General features: G+C 67.8%; 17 protein-coding genes. 9 read left to right on the top strand and 8 right to left on the bottom strand.

Going from position 1 to position 21,872, the window contains the following annotated elements:
- Positions 1–204 precede the first annotated feature (204 nt).
- A complete protein-coding gene (gene oxc, locus ACWGDX_RS18335) occupies positions 205–1,962 on the top strand; it encodes an oxalyl-CoA decarboxylase (protein WP_453626742.1) in 1,758 nt (585 codons plus the stop codon).
- 114 nt (positions 1,963–2,076) lie between these two features.
- Positions 2,077–3,351 carry a formyl-CoA transferase gene (gene frc / locus ACWGDX_RS18330; RefSeq protein ID WP_453626740.1) on the top strand — a complete coding sequence of 425 codons (1,275 nt, stop codon included), beginning with the start codon at positions 2,077–2,079 and terminating at the stop codon, positions 3,349–3,351.
- Positions 3,352–3,401: 50 nt separating this feature from the next.
- On the opposite strand, the gene ACWGDX_RS18325 is transcribed toward frc, so the two are convergent.
- Complete coding sequence (locus ACWGDX_RS18325) at positions 3,402–3,791, bottom strand: hypothetical protein (protein WP_453626738.1); 390 nt, start codon at positions 3,789–3,791, stop codon at positions 3,402–3,404.
- A gap of 167 nt (positions 3,792–3,958) precedes the next feature.
- On the opposite strand from ACWGDX_RS18325, the gene ACWGDX_RS18320 reads away from it, so the two are divergent.
- Entirely contained in the window at positions 3,959–4,843 is an 885-nt protein-coding gene (locus ACWGDX_RS18320; RefSeq protein ID WP_453626810.1) for an RNA polymerase sigma factor SigF, read from the top strand.
- Between the two features lie 92 nt (positions 4,844–4,935).
- Entirely contained in the window at positions 4,936–5,190 is a 255-nt protein-coding gene (locus tag ACWGDX_RS18315; RefSeq protein WP_453626736.1) for a DUF5133 domain-containing protein, read from the top strand.
- Between the two features lie 57 nt (positions 5,191–5,247).
- Here the strand turns inward: ACWGDX_RS18315 and ACWGDX_RS18310 are convergent, their stop codons facing one another.
- The 6 genes from ACWGDX_RS18310 to ACWGDX_RS18285 all read right to left on the bottom strand — a co-directional run bounded on the left by ACWGDX_RS18310 (position 5,248) and on the right by ACWGDX_RS18285 (position 13,122).
- Positions 5,248–6,306 (bottom strand): glycosyltransferase family 4 protein, encoded by a 1,059-nt coding sequence (locus ACWGDX_RS18310; RefSeq protein ID WP_453626735.1) that lies wholly within the window; start codon positions 6,304–6,306, stop codon positions 5,248–5,250.
- Between the two features lie 74 nt (positions 6,307–6,380).
- Positions 6,381–7,391: a glycosyltransferase family 4 protein gene (locus ACWGDX_RS18305; RefSeq protein WP_453626808.1), complete on the bottom strand. Its 1,011-nt coding sequence runs from the start codon at positions 7,389–7,391 to the stop codon at positions 6,381–6,383.
- A 117-nt stretch (positions 7,392–7,508) separates the two neighbouring features.
- On the bottom strand, positions 7,509–8,936 hold the full coding sequence (locus tag ACWGDX_RS18300; RefSeq protein WP_453626733.1) for a glycosyltransferase family 4 protein: 1,428 nt from the start codon (positions 8,934–8,936) through the stop codon (positions 7,509–7,511).
- Between the two features lie 64 nt (positions 8,937–9,000).
- The gene (locus ACWGDX_RS18295) at positions 9,001–10,560 is read right to left on the bottom strand and encodes a GMC family oxidoreductase (RefSeq protein ID WP_453626731.1); all 1,560 of its coding nucleotides are present in this window, start codon (positions 10,558–10,560) and stop codon (positions 9,001–9,003) included.
- A 62-nt stretch (positions 10,561–10,622) separates the two neighbouring features.
- Positions 10,623–11,663, bottom strand: coding sequence for a TauD/TfdA family dioxygenase (locus ACWGDX_RS18290; protein ID WP_453626729.1), 1,041 nt, complete (start codon positions 11,661–11,663; stop codon positions 10,623–10,625).
- Positions 11,664–11,676: 13 nt separating this feature from the next.
- Positions 11,677–13,122: a hypothetical protein gene (locus ACWGDX_RS18285; RefSeq protein WP_453626728.1), complete on the bottom strand. Its 1,446-nt coding sequence runs from the start codon at positions 13,120–13,122 to the stop codon at positions 11,677–11,679.
- A gap of 517 nt (positions 13,123–13,639) precedes the next feature.
- Between ACWGDX_RS18285 and ACWGDX_RS18280 the strand changes: the two genes are divergently transcribed.
- The 5 genes from ACWGDX_RS18280 (at position 13,640) to ACWGDX_RS18260 (ending at position 19,553) form a co-directional block, all read left to right on the top strand.
- The gene (locus tag ACWGDX_RS18280; protein ID WP_453626727.1) at positions 13,640–14,707 is read left to right on the top strand and encodes a LacI family DNA-binding transcriptional regulator; all 1,068 of its coding nucleotides are present in this window, start codon (positions 13,640–13,642) and stop codon (positions 14,705–14,707) included.
- A gap of 38 nt (positions 14,708–14,745) precedes the next feature.
- Positions 14,746–15,858 carry a glycosyltransferase family 4 protein gene (locus tag ACWGDX_RS18275; RefSeq protein ID WP_453626725.1) on the top strand — a complete coding sequence of 371 codons (1,113 nt, stop codon included), beginning with the start codon at positions 14,746–14,748 and terminating at the stop codon, positions 15,856–15,858.
- A gap of 68 nt (positions 15,859–15,926) precedes the next feature.
- Positions 15,927–17,183 carry an MFS transporter gene (locus ACWGDX_RS18270; protein ID WP_453626723.1) on the top strand — a complete coding sequence of 419 codons (1,257 nt, stop codon included), beginning with the start codon at positions 15,927–15,929 and terminating at the stop codon, positions 17,181–17,183.
- A gap of 48 nt (positions 17,184–17,231) precedes the next feature.
- Positions 17,232–18,407, top strand: coding sequence for an XdhC family protein (locus ACWGDX_RS18265; RefSeq protein ID WP_453626721.1), 1,176 nt, complete (start codon positions 17,232–17,234; stop codon positions 18,405–18,407).
- A 99-nt stretch (positions 18,408–18,506) separates the two neighbouring features.
- Positions 18,507–19,553, top strand: coding sequence for a glycosyltransferase family 4 protein (locus ACWGDX_RS18260; protein WP_453626719.1), 1,047 nt, complete (start codon positions 18,507–18,509; stop codon positions 19,551–19,553).
- 90 nt (positions 19,554–19,643) lie between these two features.
- Here ACWGDX_RS18260 and ACWGDX_RS18255 read toward each other — a convergent pair whose 3' ends face one another.
- Positions 19,644–21,638 (bottom strand): glycosyltransferase, encoded by a 1,995-nt coding sequence (locus tag ACWGDX_RS18255; protein WP_453626717.1) that lies wholly within the window; start codon positions 21,636–21,638, stop codon positions 19,644–19,646.
- Positions 21,639–21,872 lie beyond the last annotated feature (234 nt).

Here is a 21,872-nt window from a genome sequence, read left to right as displayed (position 1 = left end):
ACAAGGGCGCTCATACGCCGGACGGCCGTACGCACACACACCGGCGGTGTCGACAGTCCCGTTCGCCGGCGGGACAGCCGTTCGCCGGCCCGACCGGCCGTTCACCGGCTGGACGGCCGCGGACCGCGGATATCGCGCGGCCCGCCCCCAAAACTGGAAGAATTAACCCGAAAGGGGTAATCGCGATAGAGAGGACATCGGGTCATGGCAACCGTTTCCACACCGGGCGGCACGGCGACCGCCGACGTCCTGCCCCTCACCGACGGGTTCCACCTGGTCGTCGACGCGCTCAAGCTCAACGACGTCGAGGTCATCTACGGAGTGGTCGGCATCCCGGTCACCGACCTGGCCCGGGTCGCGCAGGCGTCGGGTATCCGCTACATCGGCTTCCGGCACGAGAGCGACGCGGGCCACGCGGCCGCGGCGGCCGGTTTCCTGACCAAGCGGCCGGGCATCTGCCTGACGGTGTCCGCCCCGGGCTTCCTCAACGGACTGGTCGCGCTCGCGGACGCCACCACGAACTGCTTCCCGATGGTCCAGATCTCCGGGTCCAGCGAGCGGCACATCGTCGACCTCAAGCAGGGCGACTACGAGGAGCTGGACCAGCTGGCGGCGGCCACCCCGTTCGCCAAGGCCGCCTACCGGGTGGACCGGGTCGAGGACATCGGCCGCGGCGTCGCCCGTGCGATCCGCAGCGCGGTCTCCGGCCGCCCCGGCGGCGTCTACCTCGACATCCCCGCCGCTGTGCTCGGCCAGGTCGTGGACGCCGCGGCGGGCGCCGCCTCGCTGTGGCGCGTCGTCGACCCCGCACCGCGCCAGCTCCCCTCGCCCGGGGCGGTGGACCGCGCGATCGAGCTGCTGGCCGCCGCGGAACGACCGCTGGTCGTGCTCGGCAAGGGCGCCGCCTACGCACGGGCGGACGAACAGATCCGGGAGTTCATCGACACCACCGGCCTGCCGTTCCTGCCCATGTCGATGGCCAAGGGCCTGCTGCCCGACGACCACCCCCAGTCGGCCGCCGCCGCCCGCTCGCTGGCGCTGCGCCGGGCCGATGTGGTCATGCTGGTCGGCGCGCGGCTCAACTGGCTGCTCGGCCACGGCGAGGCACCGCAGTGGAACCCCGACGCGCGGTTCATCCAGGTCGACATCGAGCCCACCGAGATGGACAGCAACCGGCCCGTCGCCGCCCCGCTCGTCGGAGACGTCGGATCGGTGATGAAGGCACTCGTCGAGCGGACCAAGCCCGGTCAGATCGCGGTCGCGGCACCGTGGCACCAGGAGCTCGCGGCGCGCTCGGCGCAGAACATCGCCAAGATGTCGCAGCGTCTCCAGGCCGACCCGCATCCGATGGCGTTCTACGGAGCGTTGCGGGCGGTACGCGATGTCCTGCACCAGCACCCCCACGCCTATGTCGTCAACGAAGGCGCCAACGCGCTCGACTTCGCACGCAATGTGATCGACATGCAGCTGCCGCGCCACCGGCTCGACAGCGGCACCTGGGGCGTCATGGGGATCGGCATGGGCTACACGATCGCCGCCGCCGTCGAAAGCGGCGCCCCGGTCGTGGCCGTCGAAGGCGACAGCGCCTTCGGCTTCAGCGCCATGGAGCTGGAGACGATCTGCCGCTACCGGCTGCCCGTCGTCGTCATCGTCCTCAACAACGGCGGCGTGTACCGCGGCGACGGGATCAACACCGCCTCCGCCGACCCGTCGCCGACGACCTTGATGCTCCACGCCCACCACGACCGCCTGATCGAGGCTTTCGGCGGCAAGGGCTATCACGCGGCCACGCCCGCCGAGCTCACCACCGCCCTCACCGACGCGCTGGCCTCCGGCGGCCCGGCGCTCATCGACTGCGTGATCGACCCCACCGCCGGCACCGAGAGCGGCCACCTCACCAACCTCAACCCGCAGGGCGTCACGGCCACGGACACGGCCGCGGCTGCCCCGCCGAAGCGGTGAGCGTGCCCGGCGGGGGCCCGGCGCGGGCCCGCGTGTGCCGCCCGGTGGTGGGCAACCCGCGCGTGCGGCGCCACCACCGGAACCCGTACCGCCCACCACCGGAAAGGGACCATCATGACTGACCTGCCGCTCACCGGGATCAAGGTGATCGACTTCTCCGGCGTCCAGGCCGGCCCGGCGTGCTCCCAGATGCTCGCCTGGTTCGGGGCCGACCTGCTGAAGGTCGAACGTGTCAACGGCGGTGACGTCACCCGTCACCAGCTGCGCGACATCCCCGACGCCGACGCGCTGTACTTCACCATGCTCAACAGCAACAAGCGCTCCCTCGCGATCAACACCAGGACGCCTGAGGGCAAGGAGGTCATGGAGAAGCTGATCCGCGAGGCCGACGTACTGGTCGAGAACTTCGCGCCCGGCGCCATGGACCGCATGGGTCTGCCGTGGGAGCACATCCACGAGCTGAACCCGCGCCTGGTCTACGGTTCCGTCAAGGGCTTCAACGACGACTCGCCGTGGTCCGACATCAAGGTCTACGAGAACGTGGCGCAGAGCGCCGGCGGCGCCGCCTCCACCACCGGGTTCTGGGACGGCCCGCCGACGGTCAGCGCCGCGGCCCTCGGCGACAGCAACAGCGGGATGCACCTGCTGATCGGCATCCTCACCGCGCTCCTCGCCCGGGAGAGGACCGGAGTGGGCCAGAAGGTGTCGGTGTCGATGCAGGACGCCGTCCTCAACCTGTGCCGGGTCAAGCTGCGCGATCAGCAGCGCCTGGAGAAGGTCGGCTATCTCGAGGAGTACCCCCAGTACCCGAACGGCACGTTCACCGACGTGGTGCCGCGCGGCGGCAACGCGGGCGGCGGCGGCCAGCCCGGCTGGGTGCTCAAGTGCAAGGGCTGGCAGACCGACCCCAACGCCTATATCTACTTCACCATCCAGGAACAGGACTGGGAGCAGACATGCCGGGCGCTCGGCCGGCCCGAGTGGATCGACGACCCGGCCTACAAGACCGCCGAGGCCCGTCAGCCGCACATCTTCGACATCTTCACCGAGATCGAGAAATGGCTCGCCGACAAAACCAAGTACGAGGCGGTCGACGTCCTGCGCACGTTCGGCGTGCCCTGCGCACCGGTGCTCAGCATGAAGGAGATCGCCTACGACCCGGCCCTGCGCCGCAGTGGCACCATCGTCGAGGTCGACCAGCCGCAGCGCGGCACGTATCTGACGGTCGGCAGCCCGATCAAGTTCTCCGACTTCACCCCCACGATCACCGCTGCCCCACTGCTCGGCGAACACACCGACGAGGTCCTCACCGAGCTCGGCTACGACCCCGACGCCATCGCCAAGATGCACGCCAACCAGGTCGTCGTCCAATATTCCGACGCGGCTTAGCGATCGTGACCCATACGCGGGACGCGCCGCACACGGGACGCGCGGCGCGGTCACGCGGGTATGAAACCCGGCCACCAGGGCGGGACGTTCCCCGGGCACAGCGGGTCCGGATAGGAGTCCACGACACCGAGCCAGGTCACCAGGAACCAGATGAACCACACGGTGAAGACGAGACCCGCCACCAGTACCGCGCCTCGGTGACGTCTTCCGAAGGCGCCGTAGAGGACGACCCACGGAACCGCCGCGGCGATCCACACGAGGGGGGCGAGAAAGAGCAAAGTCATGCTGTCGGCTGCCGCGTTGACGCCGATGTCACATGAGGCCCACACCCTCCCGATGGCGGCGATGGAGACCAGCGAGGCCAGACCCCCGAAGAGGAAGCCGAACAGGATCCCTCTGGCCCAGGGGCGCGAAGTGCCCCCCGCTCCCGCTCCCGCCATCGCTCATCTCCCGTCGCCGTAGAGGCGGGAGACTACCAACGCCCCGGCGGGACTCGGCCACGCCCGGCGGTCCGGAGTCCGGACGACCGGGCCGCGGGAGGGTTGGCCGTGGGTTTCGGGGGCAGGTGCCGCATGGCAGTCAATCGAGCATTGGTGGCGACGTGACGATATCCACGCAGGCACAGGGCACGTCCGCGGCACCGGCGCTCACGGCTTCGTCCGCGCGCACCGAGCCGGTGGGTGAACTGCCGTGGATCGAGGACGCGGGCAAGGTGGCGCCCAGGGACGCGCGGTCCTTGTCGAAGGTGTTCTTCGACCGGCTCCAGGTCCTGGAAGAGGGCACGCGCGAGTACCAGTACGCCCGTAACACCCTGATCGAGATGAACCAGAGCCTGGTCCGTTTCGCCGCGAGCAGGTTCCGCAACCGCGGCGCCGGCGACATGGAGGACATCGTCCAGGTCGGCACCATCGGCCTGATCAAAGCCATCGACCGCTTCGATCTGTCACGCGAGGTCGAGTTCACCTCCTTCGCCGTCCCCTATATCGTCGGCGAGATCAAGCGGTTCTTCCGCGACACCAGCTGGGCCGTCCACGTCCCCCGCCGTCTGCAGGAACTCCGTGTCGAACTGGCCAGGACCAAAGAGGAGTTGTCGCTCGTCCTGGACCGCCGGCCCACCGTCCGTGAACTCGCCGAGCACCTCGGCCTGAGCGACGAAGAGATCATCGAGGGCCTGGTGGCCTCCAACGGCTATATGGCCGGCTCCCTCGACACCCCCGGCGGGCACGACGACGGATCCGACGACGGCCCCTCCTACGCGGAGAGCCTCGGCGACCGCGACCCCGCCATGGACCTCGTGGAGGACCTCCACGCCCTGGCCCCGCTGCTGGAAGAGCTCGACGACCGGGACCGCCGCATCCTCCGGATGCGCTTCGGCCAGGAGATGACCCAGTCCCAGATCGGTGCGGAACTGGGCGTCTCCCAGATGCATGTGTCCCGGCTCCTGACCCGCATCCTGACCACGCTCCGCACCGGCATGCTCACCGACGCCTGAGCCGGAACCCAAACCGCGGAACCTCCCCCGCCCAGGACCGCGACGACCCGCGCCCCGGCAGGGAGAGAGATGAATACGAGGGAGACACCGCTGTGCTGATGGCCCACCCCGCGATCCTGCGGAATCTTGTCGAGCAGTACGAGACGCTGAAAGCCCTGCACGCGGAGCAGGGTTCGTCCGGGACCCGGCGCCGGCTGGAGGACATCACGTACACGCTGTGTGTCTCCACCGGCACCCGCACGCCGGCGGAAGCCCTCGCCGCGGCGGAGCAGCGGCTGAACTCCTCCCTCCCCTCCCTCACCGAAGCGGTGGTGCCCCTGGCCCCGGCGACGGCGCCCGGAATCTGAGGAACGCACCCGGAGCGAGGACCGGCTGCCCCGGTCGCCGCACCGTGTCCGGCCGGCTCAGCGGGCTATGAGGTCCCGGTAGGCGGCTTCGTACCTCGTCGCCATCACCGAGGCGTCGAATCTCCGTACCGCGGCCTGCCTGCACTTGCGAGGATCGATGTCGGACACCTCCTTGAGCGCGTAGGTGAGCTGTTCAGCGGTGTCGCAGATGATGCCCGTGACGCCATGCTCGACCACTTCCGGGACGGACCCTCGCCTCAACGCCAGCACCGGCGTTCCTGAGGCCAGTGCCTCGATCATGACCAGCCCGAACGGCTCCTCCCAGAGAATCGGGAAGAGAAGGCATTTGGCTCGCGAGAGCAACTCCGTCTTCGCGTGTCCGTGCACTTCGCCCAGCCACTCGACATCCGCGTCCAGACGCGGCGCTATCTCGGTCCTGAAGTATTCCTTCTCGGGTGGCTCATTGCATTTGGCGGCCAGGCGGATCTTCATCCCCGCCGCGCGGGCGATATCGATGGCCAGATGCATCCCCTTGTCCGGGGTGCAGCGACCGAGGAAGAGCGCCCATTCCTCCTTCTGGGCCCGGTAGGTGTAGTCCGCGACCTGAACGCCGTTGGGCACGGTCGCACACCAGTTGATGTCGTCCGCTCCGCTCCGCTGTGAATCCGACAAGGCGATATAACTCGCGCTTTTCTCGAACAGCCGGTAGTAGTCGCCCGGTTCGTCCGTCAGTGGCCCATGGAGTGTCGACACGGTCGGGACGGACAGACCTCGCGCCAGCAAAGACCCTCCGAGCGAGTGGTTGTGAACGATATCGACCTCCATCCGGTCGAGCGCTCTTGCCGCCGCGGCCATGTGGAACAGTTCTTCCTGCAACCCCCCGATGCGCTCCCACTGAGGAGTGGCATACGTCTGTACGTGCTGTCCTCTCGTGCCGTTGGCGCCGGCCGATATCACGGTGACCTCGTGCCCCAGGTTCACCAGGCCGTCCGTCAGGACGGCGCACATCGCCTCGATCCCGCCATAGCCGCTCGGCGGAATCTCGAACCAGGGAGGAGCGATCATCGCGACCTTGAGCCGGCCGGAGTTCATGGAGCTCTTGGAATTCTTGGCCATGATCTGTCCAATCTTGATCAGCCGGAGCGGGCCCGGCACACCGCGTGAACCGGCGCACGACGGCACGTCCACCGTTATCGGGGTTCGATGACCGACTCGTAGACATGTTCGTACCGCTCTGCCATGAGAGCGCTGTTGAATCTGCTGACAGACGCTTCCCTGCAGTTCTCGGGGTCCAGATGGCGGGACCGTTCCACAGCCGCCGGCAGATCCGCCGGGGAGTCGCAGACGATGCCCGAGACACCGTTGTCCACGATCTCGCCCACGGACCCCCGGTTCAGCGCGACCACAGGTGTTCCGGACGCCATCGCCTCAATCATGACCATGCCGAAAGGCTCGTCCCACGCGATGGGGAATATCAGACAACGCGCTTCGGACAGCAGAGATCTCTTCCGCTCGCCGCCGACCTCCCCCAGCCACTCGACGTCGTCGCCCAGCCTGGGCCGGATCTCCGACTCGAAATACTCGATCTCGGCGGGCTCGCCGCACTTCGCCGCTATACGGATTCTCACCCCGGCCGCACGGGCGGCGTCGATCGCGGTATGCATGCCCTTATGAGGGATGCATTGCCCAAGGAAGAGTATCCAGTCCTCCTTCTCCTTCCGGAACCGGAAGGAGGCGGGATCGATTCCGTTGTGCACCGTCGCGCACCAGTTCATGTCCGGAGCGCTCATACGTTGCGAGGACGAGATGGCCACCAGCCGTACCGAATTCCCCAGCAGGGAAAAGTACTTCCGGTAATCGCCCGCCACCGGCTCGTGCGCCGTCACCACGGTGGGGACCGCCCGCTCCTCGGCCAGCAGGGGCCCCATCAGACTGTGATCGTGGATGACGTCGATTTCCATGGATCTCAGAATGTGCCGCACGGAAGCCGCGTGGACGAGATCCGGCAGGGGCTCGCCGAGCCGTCGCCACTGCGGGAATTCATAGGTCCTGAGATGCTGTGCCTTCGTACCGTTCCGGCCGCTCGACACGAGCGTCACCTGATGGCCCCGGTCGACAAGCCCGTCCACCAGGTATGAGCACATGTACTCGATTCCCCCGTATCCCTCCGGGGGTAGGTCGAACCATGGCGGAGCGATCATCGCGATACGAAGGCGTCGGGACACTGGAATGAACCCCCCATGCGTTGGTCTGCCGTTCGGGACGACCGGTCCCGTCTGCCGTCGCGCCCGCACAACCGGGCGCCGTGCGCCCCGGACCTACAGGGGAGCCCTCAATTCACGGAGCGCGGCGTCGGCGACCGCGTCGATGCCGGGCACGGTCGCCCTGAGGGACTCCGTGATCTTCACGGGCCAGGCCTCCCGGTCGAGCACGCGCTTCGCCGCGTCACCCCGGATCCGCGCCCGTTCGTCCTCCGGGAGCCCGAGCACCTGGTCGATCACGCCGGCCAGGTGCGCCGGATCGTTCGGCACATGAAGGAATCCGTCGATCCCGTCGGCCACTTGCTCCGAGAAGCCGCCGGAGTCCGCGACGACCAGAACCGCTCCGCCGTGGCGGGCCAGCAGCCGGGCCTCCATGGGGATCAGGCCCCATGGCTCGTTCTCGGCCGAGAGCGAGCAGACCCGGGTCCTCCCCCACTGCAACAGGGACGCCATCAGCTCCCGGTCGAAGGAGGTGATGAAGGTGGCGTCCACATGCGATCGCGCGGCGAGCGCGCGGACCTCGGGGAGTTCCGTATCGCTCATGATCACGGGATGCGCACGGTGCCGCGTCCGGGCCGCGGCTCTGATCAGCATGTCATGGCGCTTGTACGGCACACCGCGTCCGAAAGTGACCAACAGGTCCCGGTCCACCGGGACGCCGTACCGGGTCAGCAGCCCGGACAGCTCGGCGGACGAGCGCCGCCGATACCAAGGGTCCGTCGTGTCGACCCCGTTGCGGGTGGGCACGAATGTGTCCGGGTTCGCACCGTAGTCGGTGATCAGATGCCGCGACATGTAGTGGCTGATCGACCCGAGCCGCACTCGGGGGCTGATCTTCGCCCAGTGCACGGGCAGGGACTCCGCCATCAGCCGGTCGGGGTTCGGCAGGGGCATTTCGTGTGCGAACGCGGTCGCGTGGGACACATACACCGCGGTGATGTCGACGCCGGCCGCCTCGGCCTGCAGCGAGGTATGGACCGGGGCGAAGGCGAACACGGGCTCATGGCAGTAGGCGACGAGGGAGTCGTACCGGGAGGCGAGGTCGATCAGCCGTCCGGCCAACGCGGCCGACGCGATCTGCCAGTTACGCAGTTCTCCCAGGCCGGGGTCTCCCCACACCGCGTCGGCCGCCAGTCCGGTGGTGCCGCTGGGGACGACGGAGAAGGTACCTCCTGTTTCCCGGATACGTTCCCGGTGGTGAGTGGATGATTTCTCGTCGTAGTGAGGATGCGTGGGCAGATAGGCGGGCTCGATGAAGTGCGGGGTCAGCTCCACTCCTTGGTTCGCCAGAGCCCTCCGCACCGCGGGAAGGGCCCCGATCTGCCCGCGTATCGCCGTTCCCACACCACCGACGAATATCTGTACGCCCTCGAACGCCGCGTGTACGAGACCCACCCGCAGACGTCCACTCGGATTCTTCGTGTGCGTGTGCGTGTGCGTGCGCGTATGCGTGTGACCCGCACCGTCGTCCGGCGAGGAACTCATCCTTCACCACCTTGACCTGCTCGGGGCTGATGACCACCGCGACCGCCGGGCCCGGTCCGGAGGTTCACGCCAGAAGGATGGGAGCCAGCCGCCTGGAGAGAGCCAGACTCGTCAGAGAGGGGTTCGCGGATCCCTGCCTGGGGAAGATCGCGGGACCCACCGCGAAGAGACCGCCGATCTCGATGAACTCCTGGTTCTCGTCGAGCACATCGCCGATGGCCAGCGTGCCTCCCTCGTGTTCCTCGGTCCCCAGCGGGCTCGACCAGGTCACCGGCTGATGGTGGAGGGCAGGACGGTCCTCGGCCCTGAGCGACTCCCGGACGGACCGTAGAGTCCTGCTGGGGGCGGTGAAGCTGAAATCGAAGTCCAACGGCACCCACTTCAGATCGAATTCGGTGCACCACGCGGCCCAGAACTCCCGCAGCTCGTCGCGCTGGGCTTCGACGGTCAGGGAGTCCTGGGTGTCGAGTCCTGTCGAGACCGTCACGGGCCACGGCCACTCCTCCCGCGGCGAACAGGCGACGACGCCCTGCGCGGAACGTATCTGCTCGCCCGTCGCCCACACCTCGAGCCGCAACTCCCCGGCGTCGGTGAGATCGAGCTGGATGAACAGATTGGAGTGCGACGCGCCGCCTCCCGGCGTGAAGGCGAAGACACCCTCCCGTGCTCGTGAGACGAGCCGCTCCGGCAGGTCCTCGGCCTCGAAGGACACATTGAATCCCTGCACGATGTGATCGACAAGCCCCGTCAGACGGTCCCCGGCCGGCTCCCCGTCCTGGTGGAGGGCCTGGATCGCGAGACGGGTGCTCTCCACCGTGCCCGCGGCGAGCACGACCTTCCCCGCCGTGATCCTCTTCTCCTCGCCGCTCCCCCGGTGCCGGACGACAACACCTTCCGCCCTGCCCCCGCCGGTGAGTACGGCGACCGTTTCGAGGTCCGCCGCGATACGTACGCCTCCCTTCCCTCCCGATTTCCTCGCCGCGGGATCGGGCTCCAGCCAGTGCGAGAGCGGGGAGTACGCCTCCCAGCGCGCGGAACCGGCACCGGCGGGCCGTACCGCCCGAGGCGGGCCGGCGAAACGGAAGTGCCCAACGCGCAGGGCGTCGTCCTCCGAAGCCGACGCGGTGGTGGTGGCCACCCGCCGGCTCCACTCCGCCAGATCCGACCGCACACGTGCGTAGAGAGACGCGCCTCCCCGCCAGGAACGCACGAGATCGTCGATCACCGTACGCGGCCAGTCCGCCTCCGTCAGCGCCCAGTCCTCGACCGGCAGCAGCACACCGTGCCAGTAGAGGGACCGGCCGCCGACCCGTCGGCGCAGACCCGACCCCTGGCCGAAATGAGGCTCGGTGGCGGAGTTCCACGGTTGGACGAAGTACTCGTCGGACTGCTCGTCGGTCCAGATACGGTCCGCGGAGGGGGCGTCGTTCGCCGCGTACACATGCCGGAGATCGTCGCCCGCACCGGCTTCCACGACCAGCACGTCGCCCGCACCCGCCAGCTCAAGGTGCTTCGCCAGCTCCAGACCCGCGAGACCACCTCCGACAATGAGGATCTCCGCCCGGTCGGACAACTCGTCCCATGTCCGGGTGAGGTGGGGACCGAGGGACGTCATGTGTTCCATGTGATCGCCTTCCGGTGGAGGGGTGTTCGGCACGCGCGGGGTCCCGTGCGGTCCTGTCGGCCTCAGTGGCGGGCGGTGGGACGGCGGGACGGCTCACGGAAGGGGTTGATCACCCGGTCCCCGGAGCTGTCCCGGAAGCCGCGGCTGCGCCTCAGATCCCGTACGACGGTGACTTTGCGCATCCAGCGATCCGTACCGTCGTAACGCGCCTGGAAGGTTCCGCGGCCGTGCAGCGCGCGGTAGTTGTCTATGAGCAGCAGATCGCCCTCCGCGAGACACACGGTCGTGGCTCGCCGCGCGAGTTGTGCGGAGAGGGCGTCGAGTGCTTCTCGGGCTCGCGCGTCTCCGGGAAGTGCCTCGGTGTAGGGAACGTCCACGCGCAGATACGGTGACTCGCGCGATCCGAACAGCAAGGGACGCGGCGGTCCGGCCGCTTCCCGCACACCGTCGGCCCTGCGCAGATGTTCGGAGTCCGGCCTGATCAGGAACCGCGGCGAGAAGAGGACATCGAGATCCAGTGCGGAGAAATCGAGATCGGTACCGGTGACGATCGTATTGGGAACCTTGTCATGGTTCCTGAGACAGAGCAGGGCCAGCGCATCGCACCGTTCATCACTGAAGCAGTCCTCGATGTGGAGTTCCAGATCCGCGTCGCTGCCGTGGCCCGTCTGCTGGTCCTCATGTCCTCGTATGGGCAGGACGTCATTGAATATCTGACCGTCCTGGAGGCTGGACCAGCCAATGGCCTCGCCCAGTTGCGAAGCGGTCAGAACCAGCCAGAAATCCTGACGGAGAGTGGCGTCCCGATCGCGTTCCCTCCAGTGTCCGGGAGTCGGGCAACCGGCTCCGCCCACGGGTCCGTTACGGATGACGAGCGCCGCGACCGATTCGGCGTACCTCATCTCGCCCACCGCGTCGAGGAGTTCGGCCGGGAGTCTGGATCCGTAGTGGGTGACCCTTCGTAAGAAACCCGGATCGTCGGCTGTCGCGAACTGTTCATGCAGAGTGTCCAGCAGATCGGCACATTCACGTGACGCTTTCCCGGAGAGTGACAGCTCCCGCAAGCCATGCGGTGCCCGGACCATGTCCTCCACGCTTCGCACTACCGTCTCCTCGCTAACTCGGCCCGACATGCTTCGCATCGTTATCGGTCCCGTCGGCCTCGTTCACCATTTCCCGGAAAAGCCTCCTCCAGGGTTCTGGATCGAACGACCGCAGAACGTGTTCCTTGTCCCGCCTCAGGTCTTCCCGGACCCCGGGATCACCGCGACGGTTCTTCTCCATCAGGTCGAACAGCCTGACGGCCGCCGCCGGTATGTCCTTACCGTCCGACACCCTGACGCAACTGCTTCGCGTTCCGTAGATGTCCTCGAAGCAGGCATAGTCGGTGATGGCGCAAGGAACCTCCGCGATGGCCGCCAGGGCCGGCCCGAGCCCGACGCTCTCGACATCGGAGGTGTTCGGAGTGAACAGCACGGCACCCCCGCCGGCCCGGCACATCCGAAGCAGGTCGATCTCATCCGGACGCCATTGGCCCATGGCGTCCTGATGACTCGACAGCGGGACCCCGTCCAGAAAGACCACATCGTCCTGTACGCCCAGCTCCTGGACGAGAGAGACCACCTTCTGGGCATAGGGCGGATCCTCGTCGAGGCTGCCGAATACCAGAAGACAGGGCACGGGGGTCCGCCGCTCCTCGCAGAGCCGTTTGATCTCCGCGAACATCGACACCGATATCTCCACCCCCTTCACCTGGAACACCCTCACGGGTACCAGGATCAAGGGCCGGTCCGGGTCGATTCCGCGCTGTTCCAGAAATGCCGAGTGCCGCTCCAACGGCGGCGCCTCGGGGCCCAGTGCCGGCAGTACGTTCGGTACCGTCGTCGCACCGAGCGGTGTTGGATACTCCTTCACCTCCTCCGCCAGCGCGGGCGAGACGACCGCCCAGCGGTGACACGGATGCGTCCCCGGCAGCGGTGTGAACCGGTTCGGCCCGGGAGGGTACACACGTGCCCCCTCCTCGAAGACCGAATAGCTGGCGAAGAGATCGTGATCCCAGAACAGCACTCCGCCCGGCACACCCTCGGACCACCGACGGGCGGCTGCCCTGTGCAGGCCGAGAGTTACCGGCACCGCGTCGGAGAGAGTCATATTGACCGCGCACACCCAGTCGACATCGTGCTCCTCGAACCATCGCGTGAAGTACTCCTCGTACGGCCCCGCGAGCGATTCCACAGCCCGCCGCAAACGCGCGGACTCCTCGTCGTCCAGCGTGTCGGCCCGTGCCACCGCACCGCGGATCCAGGTCAGTTCGCGCATAAGGTCCGCCCGGCCGGCGCCCAGCGGAACGGCCGTGCTGACGGACATCCAGTCGGGGTACGTATTTTCCTCGGATCCGCGAGGAAAGAAATGCTGTTTGTCCGGTCGCCACGAGAAGCCGAGATCAGCCACCACCGGCAGTTCGAGACCCTCGTCCGCGAGCTCGGTCTCCATCACGTTCCGGAAGATGGTGAGCAGACCACTCACCGGCAGACCGTCTCCCGACACCAGAGCCAGCTTCATCGAAGACCTCTTTCCTGAAGTTGATGGCCCGAATCTCAATGCCGAAGCGGTTTACACGCATATGACGATGCGGCCGCGACGCGGTATCAGGGGCGTCGATTCCGTGGGGACGCCAGGAGTGGGACAACGTGCTCTCCACTCATTCGGAGAGCGCTTACGCCATCGTTGGACGGCATGGTCGCACTGGCAATTGAAGTTACGTTTGTGACGCGAGAAGTGTCAAGGGATGTTTGACCGCCACGCGGTTCAGGGTCAGGACGGGTGTCGCGAAATCGCCTCTCTCATCCCGGAGCGCGGCCCTCGTATCGCTCTACCGGCCGGGCGAAGCGGCCCGGATGCCGCTTGACCGGCAAGGTGAAACGCCCCGGAAAGCAGGTCGCGGCCGACAACTGGTGCGATGGCCGGATTCTTTGCCGGAAGCCGCCGGCGATGCGACGATACCGAGAGTGATCTTCATGCTCCAGCGGTGCCGAAGCACCGCCAACTCCACAGGCGGCCGCGAAAACGGAGGCGTTTGATGGCAGGAGCGTCCCGCTCCGGCGGCAGGAACGACAGACCGGCCACCCTCGCTCTGGTCGCCCAGCGCGCGGCTGTTTCACCTCAGACGGTGTCCAACGCGCTCAACTCTCCCGATCTGCTCGCCCCGCGGACCCTGGAACGGGTCCGCCGGGCCATCGACGAGCTGGACTACCGCCCTCACCCGGCCGCCCGACTGTTGCGCTCCCGCCACAGCCGGCTGATCGGATTAGGCATTCGGTCCACGCCCAGCGGGTTATCGGGCCCCTCGGCAGAAAGCTTCCTGCATGGGCTGTCGGACTCGGCAGGCCAGGCCGGATACCGCGTACTGCTCTTCCCCGTGCCGGCCGACCCGGCCAACGACCCCGAGCGCTACGCCGAGTTGATACGCGAACGTTCGGTGGACGCCTTCGTCCTGACCGACACCTACCGTGGTGACCGCCGGTCCGCCCTGCTGAGCAGGCACGGAGTCCCCTTCGTGGTGTCCGGCCGCTCCTGGCCGTCTCGTGGTGCCGGGGACTGGGTGGACGTCGACGGTGCCCGTGGCACGGCGACCGCCGTCGATCATCTCGTCGCTTCCGGACATCGCAGGATCGCGTTCCTCGGGTGGCCGCGCGGGTCCGGCGCCGGCGACGACCGGGCCCTGGGCTGGCGCGAGGCGGTACGCCGGCACGGCCTCCCCTCGCGCGGACTGCGCGGGAGCGCGGCGGACGACGTCGACGCCGCCCGCCAGGCCGCCGGACAACTCCTCGCGGCAGGTGCCTCCGCGGTGGTGGCGGCCAGCGACACCCTCGCCCTCGGCTGCTACCGGGCACTGCGCGACAGTGGCCGCGTACCGGGGAAGGACGTCGCCGTCGTCGGATTCGACGACTCCACCGCCGCCGGACTCGTCTCGCCGGGTCTGAGCAGTCTCCGGCGGCCGGCGGAGGACATGGGCCGGGAGTGCGCGCGGCTCCTGCTGGCCAGGATCAAGGATCCTCGGGCCGCCCCCGAACACGTTCTGCTGGCTCCCGAACTCATCGTACGGGAGAGCAGTGTTCCGGACGGAATTCTCCTCGCCGGTATTTGAGATCGCCGGGCTTCCGCGAAATTAGATGATCTTGTAGCGTGATTCCTCCCGAGAGACGGCCCTTGGGCCGCAGTGACGTGGAGGGCAGGCTCATCAACAGTTCACGTTCCTTTCGACCACTTCGGATAGCTGTCGTCGCACCGGTGGTGCTGGCTATTCCGCCCCGGGGTTACGGCGGAATCGAACGTGTGGTGTCATTACTGACCGAGGGACTGGTGGAGCGCGGCCACGAGGTCACATTGTTCGCCAGTGGTGACTCCCGGACCTCCGCGACCCTGGCTTCGGTATTGGACGAGGCGCCCGGCTGGAACGGGGCCGATGTGCGGGCCGATGAGATCTACCACGAGACGGCCGCTTTCCTGCGGGCCGGTGATTTCGACATCGTCAGTGACCACAGTTGGTTCGGCGCCCACTTAGCAGCCTTGGCCGCCTCGCCGACACCGGTGGTCACGACACTGCACCTGCCATGGGGTGACGACAACCGCCGGGTCCACCGTCTCGCCGGAGACCGTATCCACCGGGTCGCGATCAGCGAACACCAGCGCGGCGGAAACCCCGATGTCGAATGGGCCGCCACCATCCATAACGGCATCGACCTTCAGATCCATCCCTACCGGGCGGACAAGGAGGACTTCCTGGTCTTCCTCGGACGCACGGCGGACGAGAAGGGACCGGAACAGGCCGTCGAAGTGGCCAGGAAATCCGGCCGGCATCTCAAAATGCTCGTCAAACGCGAGGAACCGGAGGAGATCGAGCATTGGGAGCGATTCGTCGCTCCGGTGCTGAGCGGTGACGAGGAGGTGATCGAGAACCCTTCCCACGAGCAGAAGGTCGATATTCTCGGCCGGGCCGCGGGCCTGCTCTTTCCCATTCAGTGGGCCGAGCCCTTCGGCCTTGTGCTGGCCGAGGCCATGGCATGCGGAACCCCGGTGATCGGTCTGGCCAGGGGGGCGGTTCCCGAGGTCGTCGAGGACGGGGTCACCGGCTTCGTCGTGTCGTCACCGGACGAGATGGCCGACGCGGTACCGCGGTTGAAGCGGCTGTCGCCCGCGGCCTGCCGGGAACGCGGTGAGCGCCTGTTCTCCGCGCGGACGATGACCGGCCGGTACGAGAAACTCTTCATGTCGCTTTCGGGAACGTCGCGAGCGTGAGCGGCGGCCTCGGCGCTGGAGGGGAAGCCCCCTCGCACGCTCCGTCAGGACGACCCTCCGAACCCACCGTGACGGGTAAGGACTTCCGGCGTCTATGGATATCTTTCGCCATAGCGACGGCGGGTACGGGAATCTCCCTGGTCGCCTTCTCCGTCTACCTCTTCGACGACTTCGGCCCCTGGGCGGTCGGCTCCTTCATGGCCGCGGTCGCGTTCGCCCGGCTGGTACTGCTGCCCTACGGCGGGGTGCTGGCGGACAAGAAGTCCCGGGTGGGTGTCATACGTACGGGCTACGGGCTCTCCGCGCTGGGAGCGTCGGCCATCGTGCTGATTCCGGACCGGGGCATGGGCGCCATTCTGCTCTGCGCCATTCTGCAAGGGGCCGGGTACGCGCTCTTCTCACCGGCGATCCGCGCCCTGCTGCCCGATCTGGTGCCGTTGGACGGTCTGGAGAGAGCACGGGGCCGGCTCAGCGCCACGGACGGTCTGTTCGCCCTCATCGGACCGGCCGTGGGAGGTATCGCCGTCACTCAACTGGACCCGCGGGTCGCGATCGTGGCGGACGCGATGGGATTCGTCCTGGCGATGACGGTACTCCCGTCGCTTTCACCGTCATCCGCCCCGGTCCGCCCGCAGGACGCTCGCTCGGGAAGTTTCAGGGAGTCCCTGCGGGCGATCTCCCGGGTGCCCTGGGTCTCCTTCGGGATGGCTCAGGCGGCCGCCCAGATCCTTTTCGGTTTCGCCCCGAGCATTGTTCTCATCAGGATTGTCGCCGATGAGAGATACGGCTCCGGAGGACTGGGGATCCTGCTGTCGACATCCGGTGCGGCGGCGCTCGTGGGAACACTTGTCGCCGCTCGCTGGAGACCTCGCCGACCCGGTCTCGTCGCCAACCTCGGCTTCCTCAGCTATGTCGCGGTGGAGTTGTGCATCGGATTCTCCACCTCGCTGCCGGTCTTCGTGACCGCCGTGTTCCTTTCCGGAATCGGCATCAGTTTTCACGGCGTCTGGTGGTACGCGGCTCTCAGCCGGGAATTTCCCAGCAGTATGCGCGGCCGGGTCAACTCCGTGGACGAGTGGATCACCGGCGCCCTCGAACCGGTGGGCATGGCCCTCGCGGTACCCGCGGTGCATCTCATCGGAATCGAGGCGATCGGGGTGATAGGAGCCCTGGCCTTCGTGGTGGCACCCCTGGGGGTCCTCGCGGTCAGGGGGTTCCCCGGGTACGGACAGCCGGGCCGGGCCGGGAAGACCGCCCGGGTGCCCGTGACGGAACAGAACACGGCGGGACAGAACGCGGGGGAAGAGAAGGTGCGCGATCACTGACGCACCGGCATGACATCCCGTACGTCGCCCATCCGGTAGGAGGATCACATGCTGGACATTGCCGAGGAGCTGAACCGGTGGATCGGAAGTGGTCACGACTTCGCCGTGGCCACCGTGGTCGCCGTCAGCGGCAGCGCGCCCCGTCGGCCGGGTGCGGCGCTCGCGGTGAACAGCGAGGGCACGGTGATCGGATCCGTGTCCGGCGGCTGTGTGGAGGGCGCGGTGTACGAGCTGTGCCGGGAGGCCCTGGAGAGCGGCGAACCGGTCTTCGAGCGCTTCGGATACAGCGATGAGAGCGCCTTCTCGATCGGTCTGACCTGTGGCGGAGTCATCGACATCCTTGTCACCCCGGTCGGCCGGGACGCGCCTTGGCGGGGCATCCTCGCCGCCGGTCTCGCCGCCACGGCGGCCGGTGACGCGACGGCGCTGGCCCGCCTGGTCGACGGGCCGGACCGCCTGACGGGCCACGCCCTGGTCGTACGGTCCGACGGTTCGTACGAGGGCGGGCTCGGCGGACGTCCGGCACTGGATCGCGCCGCGGCGGCCGAAGCGCTGGTCATGCTGGACGCGGGCCGGACGGGAACCGTTCCGGTCGAGGCCGGCGGCGCGTGCGGCGACCGCCCCCTGACCCTGCTGGTCGAGTCCTCTCTTCCCGCGCCCCGGATGATCGTGTTCGGCGCCGTCGACTTCGCCGCCGCGCTGGTACGGATCGGAAAGTTCCTCGGTTACCACGTGACGGTGTGCGACGCCCGGCCCGTCTTCACCACCGTCGGCCGCTTTCCGGACGCGGACGACGTCGTCGTCGCGTGGCCGCACCGGTATCTGGAGTCGGTGGCGACGGAGATCGACGCGCGTACGGTGCTGTGCGTCCTGACACACGACGCCAAGTTCGATGTGCCGCTGCTGCGTCTGGCGCTGCGGCTGCCCGTCGCGTACATCGGCGCGATGGGCTCCCGCCGTACGCACGAGGACCGCGGCCGACGGCTGCGGGAGGCCGGGGTCACACCGTCCGAACTGGCACGGCTGCGCTCGCCCATAGGGCTCGATCTGGGGGCCTGCTCGCCGGAGGAGACGGCCCTGTCGATCGCCTCGGAGATCGTCGCCCGCAGAAGGGGCGGGAGCGGGGCCCCGCTGACGGACACCCGTACCCCGATCCACCACGACGGGCAGAACGGACAGAACGGGCCGGGCGTACCGGTCCGGCGCATCGGAGCGATGACGTGACCGGAAGGACGCGCGCAGCGTGATCGCGGCTCGGTGCCGCACTCATCGGTGCTGTGCTCAGCACCCAGGTGAGACCGAAATCCCCACCCGGAGGACAAGATGCGAATCCTTCATATCGCCGGGCCGTTTGTCACCATTCCCCCCAGGGACTACGGCGGCAGCGAGAGAGTGGTCTCCACACTGGAAAGCGCCCAGGTGAGGCTGGGACACCGGGTGACCACCTTCAGTGTCGGTACGAGCAGACCGAGCGGAGCGCTGGAGTGGTTCTACCCCGATGTCACTTCCGGTTGGCACTGGGCCGACGAGGTCGTGCAGACGGCGAAGGCGCTGGCCATCAGCGAGGACTTCGACATCGTGCACAACCACACCGCGCTCGGCACGTCCCTGATGCATCTCTCCAGAAGCCCGGCGGTCACCACTCTGCACAACTTCGCCGACCAGAAGGGAAGGATCGACGCGATCACGAAGTCCTTCCCCGACACCGACTATGTGGCCATCAGCGAGAACCAGCGCCGCATGGCGCACGCGCTCAATGTGCGAGGAGTCATCCACAACGCCATTCCGGACGACATGATAGAGGCGTCACCCAGAGTCGACGAGGGAGGTGACTTCCTCCTGTTCATAGGCCGGATGGCCGCCGTCAAGGGCGTCCACACCGCGATCGAGGTCGCCCGCGCCTCGAGGATTCCCCTCGTGATCGCCGGGCCGGTGCCCGAGAGGGACCGGGAGTATTTCGAGAAGACCGTCGAGCCGCATGTGGACGGCAAGGAGGTCACCTATGTGGGACCAGTGGCGGGACCGGACAAGGAGGAACTTTACCGAAAGGCCCTCGGCGTACTGATGCCGATCGCGTGGGAGGAACCCTTCGGCCTTGTCGCGGTGGAAGCACAGGCGATGGGGACCCCGGTCCTCTGTTTCGACCGGGGAGCCCTTCCCGAACTGGTGCGGCACGAGGTCACGGGTCTCATTTCCACCTCCGTGGAGGAGATGGTGCTGCACGTCGGGCGGCTCGGCGATCTGGACCGGCGGGAATGCTCCCGGTGGGCCCGGCGGCGATTCAGTCCCGAGTACATGGCCCGTCAGTACCTCGAACTGTACGAGACGATCGTCCGGTCCAGCGGTACGGGTTCGCGGGCCATGACGTAACCGCGCCGGAAACAGGGACAGTTCCCGGTCACCCCCGCGCCCCCGGGTGCCGGTTCCGGAGCGACGCGGGGGGGGAGGAGGAGGGCCGTCTCACCGGTTCACCAGCCGCAGGTAGTGCCGCGCGAACCTGCGCGCCGAGTGGGAGATGACGAACTCCTCGCTCACCACCCGCTTTCCCGCCTCGGCGATCGACCGCAGCCGGTCGGCCGGCTGACCGCCGCCCAGGATCAGTGACATGTCGGCGGTGAGCCCCCACAGGGACGATGTGTCCGCCAGGAAGCCGGTGACACCCGGCTGGATGTAGTGACTGGCGCCTCCTCGGCGCGGCGCGACGGCCAGCAGGCCCGCCTCCATGGCTTCGAGGACGGAGATGCCGAACTCCTCCTTGGCACTGCCGCACAGATAGACATGCGGCCCGGAAGCGGGGAGATGGCTGACCAGAGCGCGTTCGAGCAGCCGCACATCACGGTTCGGCAGCCGCGGCAGCCAGACGAACCGTCCGTGCGCGGCAGGCGTCGCGCGGAGCAGCTCGGCGACGCGTTCACGCATCACACTCTCGACAGCGGTGGGGTGTTCGAGGCTCCCGCCCACCAGGACGAGCGCGCTCGACTCGCAGAGCCCGCTCCGTATCCACGCGTCGACCAGCGTGTCCTGCTGTTTCAGAGGGTTCCAGCGGCCGACGTTCAGCAGCACAGGCAGCCCCCCGCTGTCCTCGGAGAGGCCCGAGAAGCCGTTCCGCTCGAAGAGTGCGCCGATCAGCCGGCGTCCGTCGGCGTCATCGTCCTTCTGTTCCCGCCATGGGGTGATGCCTTCCGGTATGGCCTCCACGGTCTTCAGCCGGCTGACGACCTGGGGGAAGAACCGCGTCGTCTCCTGCCGCTGCCAGGCGTTGGGGAGGGCGACCGCGCTGTCCGCCCAGCCGCTGAGAACATCGGCCGCGAACATCCTGTGCAGGTCCTCGCCGAATCCGTCCCGGTCGAAGCCGCCGGTGTCGGTGTGGTGGGAGTCCAGGATCATCCGGTGCGGATCGGGGGCGATCCCGAAAACGGTCCGGGAGCCCAGCTTCCTGACCGTCCGGGCCACGGTCAGTGTCACATCGGAGCCGAAGCGGAGGTGTGCCACGTCGGGCACGAGCCCCAGTGCCGGCAGCAGCGTACGCAACCACCAGCCGATCTCGCTCAACGGCTCGTCGGCGTGGGCGGTCGCCGCGCCCTCGGGAGCGACGGGGATGCCCAGGACCATATGGCCGCTGCCCAGGTCCCTGGTCCATCCCCGCGCACGCGCGAGATCGCCGCTGCCGATCTGAACCACCGTCACCACCCGCCCGACACCGTCCTGCTGGGCAAGGGCGTCACCGAGCGACGACAGGAACACGGCCAGCCCGCCGCTGTCGCCTTCTCCCGGCCGGTCCAGCGGGCCCCACATCGCGAACTGCTGCATCACGGTGGCGCCCGGTCCGTGCCGCCGGACCGCCTCGGGAAGCAACCGGACGATCTCCCGCCGGTCTTCGGGTAGGTGCCGTTCTATCGTCTCCCTGTCATGACCGCGAGCGTGGGCGGCGATCATCCAGGTCAGGATGTCCTCGAAGTCGATCAGCGACTCGGGCAGGCCGAGGAACAGCGTGTCGTGGACGCCTTGGGGGAAGAGCAGAAGGTGTCTCAGAGCCGCCTTGGTGACCGCCCCGTTCCCGTCCTTCCTGACCAGTGACACGACCGCCGGCAGCGGAAAAGGTGTCACATCGCAGTCGGTCGCGAGGTTCAGCAGGGCGGCCGTCAGATCGCTCGCCGGTCCCGCCTCGGTCATCCGAGGGCGCAGCGCTGCCCGCAACTGTGGCGCGAGCGCGTCCCCGTGCTGCGCCAGAGCCATGGTCACCAGCAGGTCCATGCGCGCGGAACGCCCCACATAATTCAGCAGTTCATCGACGGGTGCCGTTTTCCGGGTTCGCTGGAGCGCGCGGAGATACGCGAGATCTCCGGCATCCGCGTCCCGTGGGTCGGGGGCCGTGCCGACGATGTGACGGGTACCGCCGGCCTCGGCGCGGTACTCGGCGTTCAGCAGTTCTCCAAGTTCGGCGAAGTAGTTCAACGATCCCTCACGATCTCAGGACGGACGTGATTCGCGATACGTTCGCAAGACCCTAGTAGGCGATACCGCCGGTGTCACCGGACAATCGGCGTCACCGTTCGCCATTAGGCCGCACCGACGATTCGTGCCTCTCCCGGAAGGGCTGGACACGGCAACGTCGCGATGCCTAGCATTCACCGACCCGCACTCGTTCCTTCACTGCTCGCTCGCCGTTCAGGCATTCATGGCTCGGAT

The sequence above is a fragment of the Streptomyces sp. NPDC055025 genome, assembly GCF_053608565.1.
Note: the sequence above shows the minus strand (reverse complement) of the source record. Positions and strands in the feature narration are given on the sequence as shown.

Coding starts and splice junctions, on each gene's coding strand:
- ACWGDX_RS18260 (WP_453626719.1), top strand. CDS start 18,507: ATGCGAATCCTTCATATCGCCGGGCCGTTTGTCACCATTCCCCCCAGG.
- ACWGDX_RS18300 (WP_453626733.1), bottom strand. CDS start 8,936: ATGAGTTCCTCGCCGGACGACGGTGCGGGTCACACGCATACGCGCACG.
- ACWGDX_RS18265 (WP_453626721.1), top strand. CDS start 17,232: ATGCTGGACATTGCCGAGGAGCTGAACCGGTGGATCGGAAGTGGTCAC.
- ACWGDX_RS18280 (WP_453626727.1), top strand. CDS start 13,640: ATGGCAGGAGCGTCCCGCTCCGGCGGCAGGAACGACAGACCGGCCACC.
- ACWGDX_RS18305 (WP_453626808.1), bottom strand. CDS start 7,391: ATGATCGCTCCGCCATGGTTCGACCTACCCCCGGAGGGATACGGGGGA.
- ACWGDX_RS18285 (WP_453626728.1), bottom strand. CDS start 13,122: ATGAAGCTGGCTCTGGTGTCGGGAGACGGTCTGCCGGTGAGTGGTCTG.
- ACWGDX_RS18310 (WP_453626735.1), bottom strand. CDS start 6,306: ATGGCCAAGAATTCCAAGAGCTCCATGAACTCCGGCCGGCTCAAGGTC.
- oxc (WP_453626742.1), top strand. CDS start 205: ATGGCAACCGTTTCCACACCGGGCGGCACGGCGACCGCCGACGTCCTG.
- ACWGDX_RS18325 (WP_453626738.1), bottom strand. CDS start 3,791: ATGGCGGGAGCGGGAGCGGGGGGCACTTCGCGCCCCTGGGCCAGAGGG.
- ACWGDX_RS18295 (WP_453626731.1), bottom strand. CDS start 10,560: ATGGAACACATGACGTCCCTCGGTCCCCACCTCACCCGGACATGGGAC.
- frc (WP_453626740.1), top strand. CDS start 2,077: ATGACTGACCTGCCGCTCACCGGGATCAAGGTGATCGACTTCTCCGGC.